The 16,207-nt window shown below is 73.8% G+C and carries 15 protein-coding genes and 1 rRNA gene; 5 read left to right on the top strand and 11 right to left on the bottom strand.

All coding sequences use genetic code 11. The annotated features are described in order from the left end of the window. Positions 1-198: 198 nt before the first annotated feature. Positions 199-1,965, bottom strand: coding sequence for a DNA repair protein RecN (gene recN / locus ACFY1P_RS16880; RefSeq protein ID WP_361535322.1), 1,767 nt, complete (start codon positions 1,963-1,965; stop codon positions 199-201). A gap of 153 nt (positions 1,966-2,118) precedes the next feature. Between recN and ACFY1P_RS16875 the strand changes: the two genes are divergently transcribed. After that, on the top strand, positions 2,119-3,528 hold the full coding sequence (locus ACFY1P_RS16875) for a S41 family peptidase (protein WP_390750991.1): 1,410 nt from the start codon (positions 2,119-2,121) through the stop codon (positions 3,526-3,528). A 225-nt stretch (positions 3,529-3,753) separates the two neighbouring features. Here the strand turns inward: ACFY1P_RS16875 and ACFY1P_RS16870 are convergent, their stop codons facing one another. The 3 genes from ACFY1P_RS16870 to ACFY1P_RS16860 are packed head-to-tail and all read right to left on the bottom strand — an operon-like array spanning position 3,754 to position 5,823. Then, complete coding sequence (locus ACFY1P_RS16870; RefSeq protein WP_361533066.1) at positions 3,754-4,731, bottom strand: NAD kinase; 978 nt, start codon at positions 4,729-4,731, stop codon at positions 3,754-3,756. After that, a complete protein-coding gene (locus ACFY1P_RS16865; protein ID WP_361533072.1) occupies positions 4,728-5,543 on the bottom strand; it encodes a TlyA family RNA methyltransferase in 816 nt (271 codons plus the stop codon). Before ACFY1P_RS16865 ends, ACFY1P_RS16870 begins: the two co-directional genes overlap by 4 nt. Positions 5,544-5,556: 13 nt before the next feature. Then, entirely contained in the window at positions 5,557-5,823 is a 267-nt protein-coding gene (locus ACFY1P_RS16860; RefSeq protein WP_390750990.1) for a hypothetical protein, read from the bottom strand. A gap of 68 nt (positions 5,824-5,891) precedes the next feature. Here ACFY1P_RS16860 and ACFY1P_RS16855 point away from each other — a divergent pair, with 68 nt between their 5' ends. Beyond that, complete coding sequence (locus ACFY1P_RS16855; protein ID WP_361533060.1) at positions 5,892-6,239, top strand: SCP2 sterol-binding domain-containing protein; 348 nt, start codon at positions 5,892-5,894, stop codon at positions 6,237-6,239. Between the two features lie 90 nt (positions 6,240-6,329). Here the strand turns inward: ACFY1P_RS16855 and ACFY1P_RS16850 are convergent, their stop codons facing one another. The 3 genes from ACFY1P_RS16850 to ACFY1P_RS16840 are packed head-to-tail and all read right to left on the bottom strand — an operon-like array spanning position 6,330 to position 9,324. Next, on the bottom strand, positions 6,330-7,217 hold the full coding sequence (locus tag ACFY1P_RS16850) for an ABC transporter ATP-binding protein (protein ID WP_390750989.1): 888 nt from the start codon (positions 7,215-7,217) through the stop codon (positions 6,330-6,332). Further along, the gene (locus tag ACFY1P_RS16845; protein WP_390751081.1) at positions 7,214-8,275 is read right to left on the bottom strand and encodes a FecCD family ABC transporter permease; all 1,062 of its coding nucleotides are present in this window, start codon (positions 8,273-8,275) and stop codon (positions 7,214-7,216) included. Before ACFY1P_RS16845 ends, ACFY1P_RS16850 begins: the two co-directional genes overlap by 4 nt. Positions 8,276-8,277: 2 nt before the next feature. Then, entirely contained in the window at positions 8,278-9,324 is a 1,047-nt protein-coding gene (locus ACFY1P_RS16840) for a FecCD family ABC transporter permease (RefSeq protein WP_390751080.1), read from the bottom strand. A 64-nt stretch (positions 9,325-9,388) separates the two neighbouring features. On the opposite strand from ACFY1P_RS16840, the gene ACFY1P_RS16835 reads away from it, so the two are divergent. Together ACFY1P_RS16835 and ACFY1P_RS16830 are read left to right on the top strand one after the other, a co-directional pair. Then, complete coding sequence (locus ACFY1P_RS16835) at positions 9,389-10,420, top strand: ABC transporter substrate-binding protein (RefSeq protein ID WP_361533051.1); 1,032 nt, start codon at positions 9,389-9,391, stop codon at positions 10,418-10,420. A 66-nt stretch (positions 10,421-10,486) separates the two neighbouring features. After that, positions 10,487-11,326 carry a siderophore-interacting protein gene (locus ACFY1P_RS16830; protein ID WP_390750988.1) on the top strand — a complete coding sequence of 280 codons (840 nt, stop codon included), beginning with the start codon at positions 10,487-10,489 and terminating at the stop codon, positions 11,324-11,326. A gap of 39 nt (positions 11,327-11,365) precedes the next feature. Here ACFY1P_RS16830 and ACFY1P_RS16825 read toward each other — a convergent pair whose 3' ends face one another. After that, complete coding sequence (locus tag ACFY1P_RS16825; protein ID WP_361533045.1) at positions 11,366-12,385, bottom strand: HAD-IIA family hydrolase; 1,020 nt, start codon at positions 12,383-12,385, stop codon at positions 11,366-11,368. 75 nt (positions 12,386-12,460) lie between these two features. On the opposite strand from ACFY1P_RS16825, the gene ACFY1P_RS16820 reads away from it, so the two are divergent. Then, positions 12,461-13,750, top strand: a complete 1,290-nt coding sequence (locus ACFY1P_RS16820; protein WP_390750987.1) for a DUF1015 family protein — start codon at positions 12,461-12,463, stop codon at positions 13,748-13,750. Positions 13,751-13,826: 76 nt separating this feature from the next. On the opposite strand, the gene ACFY1P_RS16815 is transcribed toward ACFY1P_RS16820, so the two are convergent. The 3 genes from ACFY1P_RS16815 to rrf all read right to left on the bottom strand — a co-directional run. Next, positions 13,827-14,645, bottom strand: a complete 819-nt coding sequence (locus ACFY1P_RS16815; RefSeq protein WP_361535709.1) for a hypothetical protein — start codon at positions 14,643-14,645, stop codon at positions 13,827-13,829. Positions 14,646-14,710: 65 nt separating this feature from the next. Continuing rightward, positions 14,711-15,907, bottom strand: coding sequence for a hypothetical protein (locus ACFY1P_RS16810; protein WP_390750986.1), 1,197 nt, complete (start codon positions 15,905-15,907; stop codon positions 14,711-14,713). A gap of 207 nt (positions 15,908-16,114) precedes the next feature. After that, a 5S ribosomal RNA gene (rrf, locus tag ACFY1P_RS16805) occupies positions 16,115-16,207 on the bottom strand; the annotation flags it as partial.

Genomic DNA, 16,207 nt, shown 5'->3' with positions numbered 1-16,207 from the left:
ACGGCGCTGCGGTGCCGCGCCCAGAATGCCAGCCTCCACCGACATCCCGGCACCACCGTCTCGCGGGTTGGCCGCCTTACCTCGCCCACGTATCCGCGGATTCACTCACATAGGTGATTCTTGGCCACCACCCACACGACCGCGGTGCGATGCGCTATCGAATGCGCCGACGCCCCGCGGAACACCGCCGCGCCGGCCTCACGCCCGAGGGAGCGGTGCGCGCGCCGCCGCCAGCAGTTCCTCCGCGTGGGCCCGGGCCAGGTGGGAATCCGACTGGCCCGCCAGCATGCGGGACAGCTCCCGCACCCGGTCCTCCCCCTCCATCGCCTGGACGCCGCTGCGGGTCACCGAGCCCTCGTGGGTCTTCTCGACCACCAGGTGGCGGTCGGCGAAGGCGGCCACCTGCGGAAGGTGGGTGACCACCACGACCTGCGCGGTCTGCGCGAGGCGCGCCAGCCGGCGGCCGACCTCGACGGCGGCCTTGCCGCCGATGCCGGCGTCGACCTCGTCGAAGAGATACGTCGGCACGGGGTCGGAGCCCGCGAAGACCACCTCGACGGCGAGCATCACCCGCGACAGCTCACCGCCGGAGGCGCCCTTGGCGATGGGCCGCGGCTGGGCGCCGGGGTGCGGGGCGAGGTAGAGCTCGACCTCGTCGGCGCCGTGCGGGCCGTAGGCGACCGCGCGCCCGCCCACCTCGATGCCGTGGTCGACCTCCGCCTCGGCGACCTCGGTCTGCCGGATCGCGAAGGACACGCGCGCGTGCGGCATCGCCAGCGAGGCGAGCTCCTCGGTGACGGCCTCGGCGAACCGCTCGGCCGCCTCCGTCCGCGCGTCGGTCAGCGCCTGGGCGAGCTCGCCCAGTTCGGCGCGCAGCGCGTCGCGTTCGGCGGTCAGTTCGCCGATGCGGTCGTCGTCGCCCTCCAGCTCGGCGAGGCGGGCCGCGCCCTCCTCCGCCCAGGCCAGGACGCCCGCGATGTCCTCGCCGTATTTGCGCGTCAGGTGCGTCAGGGCCGCCCGCCGCTCCTCGACGGCCGCGAGCCTGCGCGGGTCCGCGTCCAGGTCGGAGGCGTAGCCCGCGAGCTCCCCCGCCACGTCGGACAGCAGGATGCCGATCTCGCCGATCCGGTCCGCGAGGCCGGCGAGGGCCGGGTCGTGGGAGCGTACGGCCTCCACGGCGCGCTGCGCGCCCGCGACCAGGGTGGCGGCGTCGATGCCCTCGGGGTCCTCGGGGTTCCCGGCGAGCGCGGCGTGGGCGACGGTGGCGGCGGAGGCGAGGGCCTCGGCGTGGCCCAGGCGGGAGGCCTCGGCGGCCAGTTCGGTGTCCTCGCCGGGCAGCGGCTCGACTGCGGCGACCTCCTCCAGGCCGAAGCGCAGCAGGTCCGCCTCCTGCGCCCGCTCACGGGCCCGGGTGGTCAGCTCGGCCAGCTCGGCGGCGACGGCCCGCAGCCTGCGGTAGGCACCGGCGTATTTGGCGAGCGGCACGGACACGGCGTCGCCCGCGTACCGGTCGAGCGCCTGCCGCTGCCGGGCGGGTCTGAGCAGCCCCTGCTGGTCGGTCTGCCCGTGCACGGCCACGAGGTCGTCGGCGAGCTCGGCGAGCAGGCCGACGGGCACGCTCCGGCCGCCCACATGGGCGCGCGAGCGGCCCTCGGCGGAGAGAGTGCGGCTGATGAGCAGGGTGCCGTCGTCGAGTTCGGCGCCCGCCTCCTCCGCGCGGACGGCCGCGGGCGACCGGCGGTCGACAGTGATCCTCCCCTCGACCACCGCGCTCTTGGCGCCCGTCCGCACCAGCGCGGGGTCGGCCCGCCCGCCGAGCAGCAGACCGAGGCTGGTGACGACCATGGTCTTGCCCGCGCCGGTCTCGCCGGTCACCGCGGTAAAACCGGGTGCCAGCTCGACCACCGCGTCATCGATGACGCCCAAGGACCGGATCCGCATCTCCTCCAACACGGATACGACCATACGAGGTTCCGGGGCCCCCTCGCGACGGCCACCCCCATCGGCCGCCCTGGGGAGAACCCCACCACGGGTCGGGGTGATCCCTCCATGGCCTCCGCGCCCCTTACCGAAGAGGCTGGTCCCGTCCCGCCGGAACGCTCCCCCCATGAGGTCCCCATGACCGTACGCACCCGTACCCCCCGCATCGCGGCGCTGCTGCTGACGACGGCCGTCGCCCTGACCACCGCCGCCGGCTCCGGGACCGCGCTGGCCCACGGGCCGGGCGGTGCGGCGCTGGACGGCACGTGGCGCGTGGACGGTTACGGCACGGTCGTCACCGTGGCGGACGGGGGCAGGAAGCTGCGGACGTACGAGACCACGGCCGTCAGCTGTCTGCCCGGCGGGCTGACCGCGACCCGCTCCGACGCCGGCGGTCCCTTCCGGCCGGACGGCGAGGCACCCGTCACGGTGACGCAGCGGGGGCGCGACCGGGCGGAGCTGGCGTTCGGGGACAACGTGGGGCACCGCACACTGCGCCGGACCGCCGCACTGCCCGCGAACTGCCGCGGCGAGACCGGCCCGGACCCGAAGGCGGACCCGCGGGAGGTCTTCGACACCTACTGGCACACGTACGCGGAGAACTACCCCTTCTTCGCCGCGCGGGGCATCGACTGGAACGCCGTACGGGACCGCTACCGGCCCCGGGTCACGGCGACCACCAGCCCGGACGAGCTGTTCTCGGTCCTGTCGGAGATGGTCCGGCCGCTCCACGACGGGCACACCGGCCTGGTCGACCCGCAGCACCCCGAGGGCTACTTCGCCGGGCACCGCGAGGACACCGTCATCCCCGACGAGCAGGAGCGGAACCGCATGGACCGGGCCGCCGCCGAGAGCGTCAGGGCGGCCGGCGGCAAGGACGAACGGTCCTGGGCGGGCGGGAAGATCACCTACGCGGAGCTGCCGGGCCGGATCGGCTTCCTCCGCATCACCACGTTCCTGGGCTACGCGAAGGGCAACAGCTACGAGGCCGACGCGGCCACCCTCGGCAAGGCCCTCGACGAGGTCTTCACCGCCACCCGCACGAGCGGCCCGGACGCCCTGCGCGGCCTGGTCCTCGACCTGCGGCTCAACGGCGGCGGCTCGGACCGGCTCTCCCTGGACGTGGCCGAGCGGCTGACCGGGCGGCCGTACACGGCCTATCTCAAGCACGCGCGCGACGACGCCGACGACCCGCGGCGGTTCACCCCCGCCGAGCCGGTACGCGCCCTCCCGCACGGCCCCGTCTACACCGGCCCGCTGGCCGTCCTCACCAGCCGGCTGACGATGAGCGCGGGCGAGACCCTCACCCAGGCGCTGCTCGGGCGGGGCCCGAAGCCTTTGCTCATCGGCGAGAACACGCAGGGCCTCTTCTCGGACCGCCTGGAGCGGACCCTCCCCAACGGCTGGCAGTTCTGGCTCCCCAACGAGGAGTTCTTGAGCGGGGTGGATGGGCGCACGACGTATGACGGGGCGGGGATTCCCCCGAACGTCGTTGTCCGGCCGGAGGTGGCGCTGCGGGAGGCGCTTGCGCGGCTGGGTTCCGGCTGATGTCGCGCCTGCGGCGGGCTTTTTCCCCTACCCGCCCCTTCCCGAAACTGGGGGCAAGCCCCCAGACCCCCACAACACGGCTTCGCCGCGTTAGTCCTCAAACGCCGGACGGGCTGATTGTGCGGACCGTAGCCAGCACAATCAGCCCGTCCGGCGTTTGAGGACGCGCCCGCAGGGCGCTCTCCGCCGCAGGCGGCAACGCACCCGCACCCGACCCCGGCTCACTTAATGCGGAGCCCCCCGCCACCCAGCCACCGGCAGCGCGAACTTCGCCACCAACCGGTCCGTGAACGACGCATGGTGCAGCCGAGCCAACCGCACCGGCACAGCCCCCCGCCGCACCTCCACCCGCGCCCCCGCCGACAGTTCGACCGTGCGCCGCCCGTCACACCAGAGCACCCCGTTCGGCGTCTCCGGCTGCACCTCCACGGCGAGCACGGAATCCGGCGCGGTGACCAGCGGCTTGGCGAAGAGGGCGTGGGCGCTGATGGGGACCATCAGCAGGGCCTCGACCTCCGGCCAGACCACCGGGCCGCCGGCGGAGAACGCGTAGGCCGTCGAGCCGGTGGGGGTCGCGCAGACGACGCCGTCGCCACCGAAGCGGGAGACGGGCCGGCCGTCGACCTCGGTGACGACCTCCAGCAGCCGCTCGCGCGCGGCCTTCTCCACGGACGCCTCGTTCAGCGCCCAGTCGGTGTGCACGATGTGTCCGTCGGCGCGGACGAGCACGTCGAGGGTCATCCGCTCCTCGACCTCGTACTCCCGGGTCACCACCCGGTCCACGACCTTGTCGAGGTCGTCGCGCTCGGCCTCGGCGAGGAAGCCGACCCGGCCGAGGTTGACGCCCAGCATCGGCACCCCGGAGCGCCGGGCGAACTCCGCGCCGCGCAGCAGCGTGCCGTCGCCGCCGAGCACGATCAGCAGCTCGCAGCCCTCCAGGACGTCCGGCCGGTCCGGTCCGGCCTCGACGAGCTCGGCCGAGGGCGGCAGCGGCAGGTCGGCGGCCTCCTCGGCCAGCACGCGCACGCCGATGCCGCAGCGCAGCAGGCCCTGGACGACGAGTTCGGCGCTGCGGATGGCCGCGGGCCTGCCGGTGTGGGCGAGCAGGAAGACCCTGCGGCCGCCGGCCGCCGTCCTCTCCCCCTCGGCTGCCGCCCTGGTCTGTGCGGATACTGCTGTCGATGCTGCTTCTGAAGTGGTCAACGGGGCCCCTCCGCCACTGCACGGTCAACGTCCGCCGGGTCCAGTTCAGGCGCTCCGGCGCGCAGCCACAGAAAGTACTCGACGTTGCCCGAGGGTCCGGGCAGCGGGCTGGCCGTCACGCCCAGCACACCGAGCCCGAGCCCGGCCGCCTGGGCCGCGACCGTGCGGACCGCTTCGGCCCGCAGCTGGGTGCTGCGTACGACGCCGCCGCTGCCGAGCCGCTCCTTGCCGACCTCGAACTGCGGCTTGACCATGAGGACGAGGTCCGCGTCGGGGGCGGAGCAGCGCACGAGCGCGGGCAGCACCAGGCCGAGGGGGATGAAGGACAGGTCGCCGACGACGATGTCGGCGGGCTTGCCGTCGATCTGCTCCAGCGTCAGCTCGCGGACGTTGGTGCGGTCCTTGACGGTGACGCGTTCGTCGCTCTGGAGCGACCAGGCGAGCTGGCCGTAGCCGACGTCGACGGCGACGACGTGGGCGGCGCCCGCGCGCAGCAGGACGTCGGTGAAGCCGCCGGTGGAGGCGCCCGCGTCGAGCGCGCGGCGGCCCTCGACCTTCAGCCCGCGGGGCACGAAGGCGGCGAGTGCCCCGGCGAGCTTGTGGCCGCCGCGGGAGACGTAGTCCGGGTCGTTCTCGTCGTTCGTGACGACGACGGCGGCGCTGATCTCCACCTGCGTGGCCGCCTTGGTCGCGGTCGCGCCGCCGACGGTCACCCGGCCCGCCGCGATGAGCTGGCTCGCGTGCTCGCGGGAGCGGGCGAGTTTCCGGCGCACCAGCTCGGCGTCGAGTCGGCTGCGGCGCGGGCGGGTCACTGCCACGGGTGGTTCAGCTCCTGTTGTCGTGCGAAGCGGGCGCGCCGGAGGGCGCCGTCGGCCCGGGGTGCCGGTCGAGCGCGGTGAGCGCGTCGCGCAGGCCCCGGTGTACATCCTCGTACACCTGAAGGTGACCGGTCGCGGCGAGGTGGTCGGCGTCGGCCAGCCGGGCCAGCAGGCCGTCGACGGCGGGGTCGCCGGTGGGTTCGCGGTCCACGCCGAGCGGCAGGGGCCCGGCCTCCCGCTCGTCCTGCGGTGCGCCGGTCATCGGGTCGGTCATGTCCTTGACGCTACCCCGTTCCGGCGCCTGACCGGCGTACGCGATCCTCTGGGGTAGCGTCCCTCCCCATGGCGACCATCGAGGAGTGCCGGGAGGCACTCGACCGGCTGGCGGGGAATCTCGCGGGGGCGAGCGGCGACCTGCGGGACGCCGCCGCGCCCGACCGCTCGCTCAGCTGCCACCTCTCCGATCTCGACGTCACCTTCACGGGCCACCTGGCGGGCGGCCGCATCCAGGACGTGCGGACCCAGCCGGGCACTCCCGAGCGGCGGGCGGAGATCGCCCTGACGATGTCGGGTGACGACCTGGTGGCCCTGGTCGACGGGCGGCTGAACTTCGCGAAGGCGTGGGCGGCCGGCCGGGTCAGGGTGCAGGCGAGCCTCCGGGACGTCCTGCGGCTGCGGTCCCTGCTGTAGCGACCACCCGGCCTCGTCTCCCGGCTCACGGTCGGCTCACGGTCGGCGGTGCACGGCCGGGCTCGTCCCCGCGCAGCGCCCGGCCACGGCCTAGCGGCGCCGCCGCGCCGCCGGCACCACCAGCGGCGTGCCCGTCTCGGGGTCGTCGATGACCTGGCAGCGCAGCCCGAAGACCTTCTCGACCAGCTCGGCGGTGACGACCTCCCGCGGCTCGCCCTCGGCGACGACCCGCCCGTCGCGCATGGCGATGAGGTGGGTGGCGTAGCGGGCGGCGTGGTTGAGGTCGTGGAGGACGGCGACGAGGGTGCGGCCCTGTTCCTCGTGCAGCTGGGCGCACAGGTCGAGGACGTCGATCTGGTGCTGGATGTCGAGGTAGGTGGTCGGCTCGTCCAGGAGCAGCAGCGGGGTCTGCTGGGCGAGGGCCATGGCGATCCAGACGCGCTGGCGCTGGCCGCCGGAGAGCTCGTCGACGTGGCGGTCGGCGAGGCCGTCGACGCCGGTCGCGGTCATCGACTCCACGACGATCCGCTCGTCCTCGCGCGACCACTGCCGCAGCAGCCCCTGGTGCGGGTAGCGGCCGCGGGCGACGAGGTCGGCGACGGTGATCCCGTCCGGGGCGACGGAGGACTGCGGGAGCAGCCCGAGCGTGCGGGCGACCTGCTTGGCGGGGTACGAGTCGATGGCCGCGCCGTCGAGCAGCACGGCTCCGGAGGTGGGCTTGAGCATGCGGGACAGGGCCCGCAGGAGGGTGGACTTGCCGCAGGCGTTGGGCCCGACGATCACGGTGAAGGAGCGGTCGGGGACGGCGACGGAGAGGTTCTCCGCGATGACCCGCTGGTCGTAGGCGAGGGTCACGGACTCGGCGGTCAGCCGGCTCTCCCGGGCCTGATCTGTCACCCCGGCCGCCGAGGGCACGGTGGCCTCGCGTACGTCGCTCACGGTGGTCTCTCCTTGTTCGTTCAGGGTGTGCGGCGTCATATCCGGCCTGCCTTGCGCTCGGTGAAGAGCAGCCACAGCAGATAGCAGCCGCCGAGCATGCCGGTCACCGCGCCGACGGGCAGCTGGTCGGAGCCGAAGAGCCGTTGCGAGGCCCAGTCGGCGGTGACGAGCAGGACGGCGCCCATGCACGCGGAGGCCGGCAGGTTGGGGCCCGGGGCCCGGGTCAGCCGCCGGGCGAGCTGCGGCGCGGCGAGGGCGACGAAGCTGACGGGGCCGACGGCGGCGGTCGCGGCGGCGGTCAGCAGGACGGCGGCGCCCATCACCACGATCCGGGTGCGCTCGGCCCGTACGCCCAGCGCGTACGCCGCGTCGTCGCCCATCTCCAGCATGCGCAGGGCCCGTCCGTGGCCGATGACCACGGGGAAGAGCACGGCCGCCACGCAGAGCAGCGGCCATACCTGGCTCCAGTCGCGGCCGTTGAGCGAGCCGACCATCCAGACCAGCGAGCGGGTCGCGTCGACGAGGTCGGCCCGGGTCATCAGGTAGTCGCGGACGCCGGTGAGCACGGCGGCCGCGCCGATGCCCACGAGGACGAGGCGGTAGCCGTGGACGCCCTTCTTCCACGCCAGCAGGTAGACGGCGATGCCCGTGACGATCCCGCCGGCCACGGCTCCGGCCGCGACGGCGAAGGGGTCGCCGTGGAAGAGGACGATGACGACGAGCGCCCCGGCCGCCGAGCCCTGGCCGAAACCGATGACGTCGGGGCTGCCGAGGGGGTTGCGGGAGACCGACTGGAACACCGCGCCGGCCAGCCCCAGACAGGCCCCGGCGAGCAGCCCGACGAGCACCCGCGGCAGCCGCAGGTCCTGGACGACGAACTCCTGCGCGGGCGTGCCGCCGCCGGTGAGGGTGCGTACGACCTCCGCCGGTGACATCGGGAAGTCGCCGGTGCCGATGAGGGCGACGGCGGCGGCCGCGGCGAGGAGGAGCAGCGCGGCGACGACGAGGACGGACCGGGTGTCCACGCGCAGCGAGAGGCCGCCGCGGGTGCGGACCACCCTGGGCGCGGCCCGCCGGGGCTCGGGAGGTGACGACACACTCACTGCTGGACCACCCTCCGGCGGCGTACGAGGTGGATGAAGACGGGCCCGCCGATCAGCGCGGTGACGATGCCGACCTGGAGCTCGCCGGGCCGGGTGACGACCCGTCCGAGCACGTCGGCGCCGAGCAGCAGCACCGGCGCGAGGACCGCCGCGTACGGCAGGATCCAGCGCAGGTCCGGGCCGGTGACGGCGCGGACCACGTGCGGGACGATCAGGCCGACGAAGACGATCGGCCCGCAGGCGGCGGTGGCCGCGCCGCACAGCAGCGTGACGGCGGCCATCGCCAGGACGCGGGTGAGCGTGGGCCGGGAGCCGAGCGCGAGGGCGGTGTCGTCGCCGAGGGCCATCGCGTTGAGCGGCCGGGCGAGCGCGAGGGCCAGCACGACGCCGAGGCCGATGAAGGGCGCGATCCGGCCGACGGTCCCCATGTCGGCGGAGGCGAGCGAGCCGACCGTCCAGAAGCGCATCCGGTCGAGCGCGGCGGAGTCCATCAGCTGGACGGAATAGACGTAGCCGTACAGCGCGTACGTGACGGCCGTGCCCGCGAGCGCGAGGCGTACCGGTGTCGCGCTGCGGCTGCCGCCGAGGAAGTGCACGGCCACGGCGACGACGGCCGCGCCGAGGAAGGCGAACCACATGTAGCCGCTGATCGTGCCGATGCCGAGGAAGGTGATGGCGGAGACGACGGCGGCCGCGGCCCCGGCGTTGACGCCGAGGATGCCGGGTTCGGCGAGCGGATTGCGGGTGAGTGCCTGCATCACCGCGCCCGCGAGTCCGAGCGCGGCGCCGACCAGGATGCCCAGGAGCGTCCTGGGCAGGCGCACTTCGCGGACGACCACGGCGTCGGCGCCGGACGCGGAGTGGAACAGCGCGTCCCACACCTGGTCGAGGGGGATCGCTCGGGCACCGACGGCGACGCTCGCGACAGCGACAAGGAGCAGGGCTCCCAGCGCGGCGAACAGTCCTGCGGCGCGGGCCGCGTTGCGGCCGGGCGGCGCGGGCCGGGGCGGTGCCGCCGGGGATTCGGGGAGACTGTCGACCAACACCCGGTTAGGTTAGCCTACCCTGACAGCGTCCCTTCGAGTGAGTACCGAGAGAAGCGCATCCATGAGCACCCCCCGCATCCCAGGCATCAGCTCCCTGTCCCGTCGTGGCCTCCTGACGGCGGGTGGCGCGCTCGGCGCCGGCGCCCTCCTCAGCGCCTGCGGGAGCGGGAAATCCTCGGGAGGCTCGGACTCGGGCTCCTCCGGCGGCTCCTGGACCTTCGAGGACGACCGCGGCGAGACGGCCAAGGCGGGCAGGACGCCGAAGAAGGTCGTCGCCTTCACCGGCTCCGCCGCCGCCCTCCACGACTTCGGCATCGACTGCGCCGGCGTCTTCGGCCCCACCAAGCTCAAGGACGGCAAGCCCGACCCCCAGGCCGGCGACCTCGACGTCGACAAGGTGACGATCCTGGGCAACACCTGGGGCGAGTTCAACGTCGAGAAGTACGCCGCCATGGGCCCCGAGCTGCTCGTCACCAACATGATCCAGGGTCAGGAACTCTGGTACGTCCCCGACGACAGCAAGAAGAAGATCCTCGGCCTCGCCCCCTGCGTCGGCATCAGCACCTCCAAGAAGTCGCTCACCGACGTCATCGGGCGCTACGCCGAGCTCGCGAAGTCCCTCGGCGCCGACCTCGGGGCGAAGCCCGTCACCGACGCCAAGCAGCGCTTCGAGAAGGCGTCCGAGACCCTCCGCAAGGCCGCCCGCGACAACAAGGGCCTCAAGGTCCTCGCCGCCTCCGGCGCCGCCGACATGTTCTACGTCTCCGACCCCTCCGTCTACGCCGACCTCACCTACTTCAAGCAGCTCGGCGTCGAACTCGTCGTCCCCGACAAGGTCACCGGCGGCTTCTTCGAGAGCCTCAGCTGGGAGAACGCCGGCAAGTACGGCGCCGACCTGATCCTCCTCGACAACCGCAGCGCCACGCTCCAGCCCAAGGACCTCGCCGCCAAGCCCACCTGGGCGGGCCTGCCCGCCGTCAAGGCCGGCCAGATCACCCCCTGGCTCAGCGAACCGCGCTACTCCTACGCCGGCTGCGCCCCGCTCGTCGAGAGCCTCGCCGCCGCGGTCGAGAAGGCCAAGAAGGTCAGCTGACGGCCCCTCACGTCGGCCCCGCCGACCGCCGTGTCCGTCGCGCCAGCCGAAAGGATCACGCCCCGCATGACCACCACCTCCACAGCCGCCCCGTACCGCTTCTTCGACCTGCACGTCCTGCGGACGGTCCGGATCAGCCCCGCCATGATCCGCGTCACCTTCGGCGGGGACGACCTCGCGGCCGCCGTCAGCGGCGGCCGCGACCAGCGCTTCAAGCTGTTCCTGCCGCAGCCCGGCCAGGACTCCCTCGTCCTCCCCGAGGACCTCGGCGAGGGCTGGTACGCGCGGTGGCGCGCCCAGGACCCGGCCCGACGCGCCGTCATGCGCTCGTACACCGTCCGCGACCTGCGCGAGGACCCCGCCGAGCTCGACGTCGACTTCGCCGTCCACGGCGACGCGAACGGCCACGGCGGACCGGCCACCAACTGGGCGCAGGCCGCCCGCCCCGGCGACCGCGTCGCCATCCTCGGCCCCGTCGCGCAGGACAACGGCGGCGTCGACTTCCAGCCCCCCGCCGGCACCGACTGGGTCCTCGTCGCCGCCGACGAGACCGCCCTGCCCGCCGTCGCCGGCATCCTCGCGTGGCTGCCCGCGGGCACCCGGGCGAAGGTCTGGATCGAGGTGCCGCACGCCGACGACGTCCAGGACCTGCCGACCGCCGCAGAGGCGGAGATCACCTGGCTCGTACGGGGCACCGGCCACGCGAGCCCACTGGCCGACGCGGTGCGCGCGGCAGAGCTGCCCGCAGGCACCCCCTACGCCTGGATCGCCGGCGAATCCGGCATGGTCCGCACGGTCCGCCGCCACCTGGTCGGCGACCGCGGCTTCGACCGCCGCGCGGTGACCTTCACCGGCTACTGGCGCCGGGGCGCCTCCGAGGAGGAGCTCCTCGCGGCGCTGTCCTGAGAACACGTCCGGGCCCCCGGGCGGGGGCCCGGACGCGACTCAGAACCCCAGCCGGGCCAGCGCCTTCCCCGCGTCCAGCTCGCACCGGCCCTGGCCCGCCGCCGACCAGGCGGCCCCGCACAGCGCCCGCAGACCGTCGACCGGCTCCCCCGAACCCGTCAGGGTCAGCTCCCCGCCCTCCGCGGACGCCGTCCACCCACCGCACCGGAAGTCGTCGCCGACCTCCGGCTGCGCCTGGAGCAGCCCCCGCAGGTCCTCCGCCACATACGTCGGCCGGTGCTCCGGCGGCGCGGCGAGCAGCTGCGCGGCCGTGGTCACACCGGTCAGGACGAGCAGCGAGTCCACACCCCCCACATGCGCGCCCTCGATGTCCGTGTCGAGCCGGTCACCGACGACCAGCGGCCGCTCCGCGCCCGTACGCAGCACCGTCTCCCGGTGCATCGGCGGCAGCGGCTTCCCCGCCACCTGCGGCTCGGCGCCCGTCGCGATCCGCACGGCCTGCACGGCCGCGCCGTTGCCCGGCGCGATCCCCCGGGCGCTCGGAATCGTCAGATCCGTGTTGGAGGCGAACCACGGCACGCCCCGCGCCACCGCGTACGACGCCTCCGCCAGCCGCGACCACGGCATGTCCGGCCCGCCGTAGCCCTGCGCCACCGCGGCCGGGTCGTCGTCCGCCGAGTCCACGGGCACCAGCCCGCGCTCCTCCAGCGCGACCCGCAGCCCCTCCGCACCGATCACCAACACCCGCGATCCGGACGGGATCTGATCGGCGATCAGCCGGGCCACGGCCTGCGCCGAAGTGATCACGTCGGAGGGCTCGGCAGGCACGCCCAGCTCCGTCAGGTGCGTGGCGACCGCCTCGGGCGTACGCGCCGCGTTGTTCGTCACATAGGCCAGGTGCATCCCGCCGTCCCGCGCCGCCCCCAGCGACTCGACGGCGTACGCGATGGCCTCGCCGCCCGCGTACACCACGCCGTCGAGGTCCAGCAGCGCCGTGTCGTAGGCCGCGCTCAGCGGCTCGCGGCTGCCGTCGGGCCGGATCCGGGCGGTCTGGTTCATCGTGCGCTCACTCCTTGTGCTGTACGTCTCTTCCCCGATCATTGCTCATCCGGCCATGAGACATAACATTTCCCAATGAGCACTCCAGGCCGGACAGGGGATACAAGGCAGGGTCTCGAACTCGCGCCGTTCCGAGGGCTGCGCTATGTCCCGGAACGGGTCGGCAGCCTCGCGGCCGTGACGTCACCACCGTACGACGTCGTCGTGCGGCCCGACGGCCTGCGCCACCTGGAGACCGCGGACCCGCACAACATCGTCCGGCTCATCCTCCCCCAGGCCGCCACGGCCGCCGACCGCCACCGGCAGGCCGCCGAAACGCTGCGCCGCTGGCAGGACGAGCGCATCCTCGCCGCCGACCCCGAGCCCGCGCTCTACGTCTACGAGCAGCGGGGCGACGGAATACTGCAACGCGGCCTCATCGGGGCCCTGCGCCTCAGCCCCCGCGAGGAGGGCGTCGTGCTCCCCCACGAGGACGTTATGCCGCACATCGTCGAGGACCGCGCGGCCCTGATGCGCGGCACGGGCGCCAACCTGGAGCCGCTGCTCTTCTCCTACCGCGGGGACGCCGGCGAGGGCGGCGCGGCGGGCGTCATCGAGCGGGTGACCCGCACCGCACCCCTGCTGTCCACCACCACCGACGACGGCTACGCCCACCGGCTGTGGTCCATCACCGACCCGGCCGACCTGGGCCTCGTCGCCGAGGATCTCTCCCGGCAGCAGGCCCTCATCGCCGACGGCCACCACCGCTGGGCCACCTACCTCCGGCTGCGCGCGGAACAACCCGCCGACAGCCCCTGGGACTTCGGCCTGGTCCTCCTCGTCGACACCGCCCGCTACCCCCTGCGCGTACGGGCCATCCACCGCCTGCTGCACCGCCTGCCGGTCGCGGAGGCGCTGGCCGCCGTCGGCACCTCCTTCCGCGTACGCACCCTCGAAGGCTCCCTCCCGGAGGCCCTGGAGGCGCTCGCGGAGGCGGCTGACAAGGACGGCAACGCCTTCGTGCTCGCGGGAGACCGCCGCTTCCACCTCCTCGACAACCCCGACCCCGCCCTCCTCGCCCGCACGGTCCCCGGCGACCGCCCGGAGGCCTGGCGCACGCTCGACGCGACGGTCCTGCACTCGGTCCTGCTGGAACACATCTGGCACGTCCCGGACGACCCCGAGCACATCGGCTACATCCACGAGACGGCGGCCGCGGTCAAACAGGCCGAAAGGCACGGCGGCACGGCGGTCCTGATGCACCCGGTCCGCGAGGACGTCGTACGGGAGTTGGCGGAACAGGGCGTCACCATGCCGCGCAAATCCACCTCGTTCGGCCCCAAGCCGGCCACGGGGCTGGTGCTGCGCAGCCTGGCGCTGAACTGACGCCCACCGCAACGCCGAAGGGCGGAACCCCCGGTGGGGGTTCCGCCCTTCGTCATGTGCGCCGACGCGCGAGCGGTCAGCTCTTGTCGTCGGACGCCTTGTCCTCGGCCGGCTTCTCCGCGGCGGGCTCGGGGGCCTCGGTGGGCTCCTCGGGCATGACGGGCTCCACGAACTGCGGGGCCGCGGCCGGGGTTTCGGCGGTCTGCTCGACGACGTCCGTGGCCTCGGCCACCTCGGCGGTGTCGGCCGCCGGGGTCTCCTCGTCCTCGTCCGCCTCGACCAGCGCGTCCGTGAACTCGACGCCGTCCAGCTCCGCGAGCCGGTCGGAGGCGTCCGTCATGCCGCCCTGGTCCGCCTCGAGGGCCTTGGCGAACCACTCGCGGGCCTCATCCTCGCGGCCTACGGCGAGCAGCGCGTCGGCGTAGGCGTAGCGCAGGCGGGCGGTCCACGGCTGGATCGAGTTCGACGCGAGCTCGGGGCTCTGCAGCGTCACGACCGCCGCGTCCGCCTGGCCCATGTCCTTGCGGGCACCGGCGGCGACGAGGCGCATCTCGACCTGGCCGGCCTTGTCCAGCTTCTGCACCTCGGGCTCGCCGGCCATGGCCAGCGCGCGCTCGGGGCGGCCCATGCCGCGCTCGCAGTCGGCCATCACGGGCCACAGCTCGACGGAACCGGTCATCCGGCGCGCGGCGCGGAACTCGGCCAGCGCCTCGGTGTACTTGCCCGTGCCGTACGCGGCGAAGCCGGCGGCCTCACGCACGGCGGCGACGCGGGACGCGAGGCGCAGAGCGATCCGGGAGTAGGCGTACGCCTGCTCCGGGTCCTCGTCCAGCAGGTTCGCCACCATGACGAGATTGCGCGCGACCTCCTCGGCAAGGCCCTTCGGCAGGCTCATGAGCTCCTGCTTGACGTCCTTGTCGATCTCGTCGCCGGTCACGTCGTCGGGGATCGGCAGACGCTTCACGGGCTCGCGGTCGCGGTCCCGGTCGTCACGCCGGTCGTCACGGCGGCCGTACCCACCGGAGCGCTCGTCGCGCCCACCGCGGTAGCCGCCGCCACCCTGCCGGTCGTCACGACGCCCGTAGCCGCCACCGCCCGGACGACCACCACGGTCATCGCGGCCACCACGGTAGCCACCGCGGTCGTCGTCACGACGGGGACCACGGTCGTCATCACGGCGCGGGCCACGGTCGTCACGGCGCTCGTCGCGGCGGAAGGACGGACGGTCATCGCGACGCTCGTCACGACGGAAGCCACCACGGTCGTCATCACGGCGCGGGCCACGGTCATCGCGGCGCTCGTCACGGCGGAAGCCACCACGGTCGTCATCACGGCGCGGGCCACGGTCGTCACGGCGCTCGTCGCGGCGGAAGGACGGACGGTCGTCACGACGCTCGTCACGACGGAAACCGCCACGGTCGTCATCACGACGGGGACCGCGCTCGTCGTCACGACGGGGCGCGCGCTCGTCGCGACGGAACGACGGACGGTCGTCACGACGGTCATCGCGACGGAAGCCACCACGGTCGTCATCACGACGGGGGCCGCGGTCGTCATCACGACGGAAGGAGGGGCGGTCGTCACGGCGGAAGCCACCGCCGGCGGGACGGCCACCACGGTCGTCACGGCCACCGCGGAAACCACCGCGGTCGTCATCGCGACGGGGACCCCGGTCGTCGTCGCGGCGGAACGACGGACGGTCGTCACGACGCTCGTCACGACGGAAGCCACCGCGCTCGTCGTCACGACGGGGCGCGCGGTCATCGCGACGGAACGACGGACGGTCGTCACGACGGTCATCGCGACGGAAGCCACCACGGTCGTCGTCACGGCGCGGGGCACGGTCGTCGCGACGGAACGACGGACGGTCATCGCGACGCTCGTCACGACGGAAACCGCCGCGCTCGTCGTCACGACGGGGCGCGCGGTCGTCACGCGGGAAGGAGGGGCGGTCGTCACGGCGGAAGCCACCGCCGGCGGGACGGCCACCACGGTCGTCACGCCCGCCGCGGAAACCACCGCGGTCGTCGTCACGACGGGGGCCGCGCGGGCGGTCGTTGCCACCACGGTCGTCACGGCGGAAGCCACCGCCGCTGGGACGTCCACCACGGTCGCCTTCACGGCGCGGACCCCGGCGGTCGTCACCACGGTCGTCACGCCGGTACGCCGGCCGGTCGTCGCGGCGGAAGCCGCCCCGGTCGCTACCCGATCGATCGTCGGGAGAGTTGGTGGACATCGACGTGACTCCTGTCTTCAGGTACCGCAGTCATTCTCGCGCAACCGGTCGACCGGCGCGCTTCGGAAAAAACAAAAAGGACCCTTGGTCCCAGCGTGAACGCTGGGACCAAGGGTCCTTGAAATATTGTTCGGCGGCGTCCTACTCTCCCACACGGTCCCCCATGCAGTACCATCGGCGCTGAAAGGCTTAGCTTCCGGGTTCGGAATGTAACCGGGCGT

Source organism: Streptomyces sp. NPDC001407 (assembly GCF_042895325.1).
Lineage (GTDB): Bacteria > Actinomycetota > Actinomycetes > Streptomycetales > Streptomycetaceae > Streptomyces.
The sequence above is the reverse complement of the archived record's forward strand: the minus strand, read 5'-3'. Positions and strand labels throughout refer to the sequence as shown.

Coding starts and splice junctions, on each gene's coding strand:
- ACFY1P_RS16850 (WP_390750989.1), bottom strand. CDS start 7,217: ATGACGCCGCACACCCTGAACGAACAAGGAGAGACCACCGTGAGCGAC.
- ACFY1P_RS16815 (WP_361535709.1), bottom strand. CDS start 14,645: ATGAGCCTGCCGAAGGGCCTTGCCGAGGAGGTCGCGCGCAATCTCGTC.
- ACFY1P_RS16825 (WP_361533045.1), bottom strand. CDS start 12,385: ATGAACCAGACCGCCCGGATCCGGCCCGACGGCAGCCGCGAGCCGCTG.
- ACFY1P_RS16835 (WP_361533051.1), top strand. CDS start 9,389: ATGAGCACCCCCCGCATCCCAGGCATCAGCTCCCTGTCCCGTCGTGGC.
- ACFY1P_RS16820 (WP_390750987.1), top strand. CDS start 12,461: ATGAGCACTCCAGGCCGGACAGGGGATACAAGGCAGGGTCTCGAACTC.
- ACFY1P_RS16855 (WP_361533060.1), top strand. CDS start 5,892: ATGGCGACCATCGAGGAGTGCCGGGAGGCACTCGACCGGCTGGCGGGG.
- ACFY1P_RS16860 (WP_390750990.1), bottom strand. CDS start 5,823: ATGACCGACCCGATGACCGGCGCACCGCAGGACGAGCGGGAGGCCGGG.
- ACFY1P_RS16875 (WP_390750991.1), top strand. CDS start 2,119: ATGACCGTACGCACCCGTACCCCCCGCATCGCGGCGCTGCTGCTGACG.
- recN (WP_361535322.1), bottom strand. CDS start 1,965: ATGGTCGTATCCGTGTTGGAGGAGATGCGGATCCGGTCCTTGGGCGTC.
- ACFY1P_RS16830 (WP_390750988.1), top strand. CDS start 10,487: ATGACCACCACCTCCACAGCCGCCCCGTACCGCTTCTTCGACCTGCAC.